At 33.1% G+C, this 809-nt stretch carries 1 protein-coding gene; it reads left to right on the top strand.

The window, feature by feature from the left end:
- Positions 1–450: 450 nt before the first annotated feature.
- Positions 451–809, top strand: a 359-nt coding sequence (locus H3T84_RS12610) for a lysozyme inhibitor LprI family protein (protein ID WP_198219320.1), incomplete at its 3' end; no start/stop codon positions are given.

The following is an 809-nucleotide window of genomic DNA, read 5'->3' as shown; positions in this document are numbered from 1 at the left end:
GAAAATGCACTTGAAATGCGCCTTTTTGCCTGTATAGCTGAACTCAATAACAGACGAAACCAACAACTAATAGATTTAATGTCAGGTATGCCTTAAATAGATATCATGAATATAATTTAAAATATGTATAAAATTTAAGGGCTTTTAGAAAACTAAAAGCCCTTAAAAAATTCTGGTGCATCCAAAAAGGATCGAACCTGTGATCTCCGGCTTCGGAAACAGAACCGCTATTGAAATATTTCAAAATATGAATGCCGAAGTGGTTAATCCTCGGAATTTAAAAATTGGCATGATACTCAAATATAAAAAAGGCGCCATAAAACGTACAATTACAGGCTGGAAAGACATATCTACCATGTCGCTAGCCAAGAACTATAATGGCAATAGAGATAAATTTTACTGTGCAAAGCTTAATTATGTATTGCAGTTTTTACGAAAGGATAAATAAAAGTGAGTATTATTAAATATTTTGGAATATGTTTATTTACTTATTTACCATTATCGGCATTAGCAGCTCAAACAGTTTCTATAGCAAGCGAACGAGACTTACGTATAGAATGCAGCAACAGTACTCCATCCGAAGCAGAGATGACAGAATGCCTTAAAGCTAAGGCATTAAAAAGTCAGAAAAAATTACAAAATACTGAAACAAAATTGATTAAGAAACTTTCTGAATGGTATGAGGAACCCAGTTATATCAATAAAGCAAAAGCAAATTTGACTGCAGCAAACAAAGAATTTATTAAGTACCGTGATGCCCAATGTAAATTTAATTATTCTCTGGGAGGAGGTGCAATCGAAAATGCACT

It is taken from the genome of Snodgrassella sp. M0110 (assembly GCF_016101465.1).
Taxonomy (GTDB): domain Bacteria; phylum Pseudomonadota; class Gammaproteobacteria; order Burkholderiales; family Neisseriaceae; genus Snodgrassella; species Snodgrassella alvi.
Note: the sequence above shows the minus strand (reverse complement) of the source record. Positions and strands in the feature narration are given on the sequence as shown.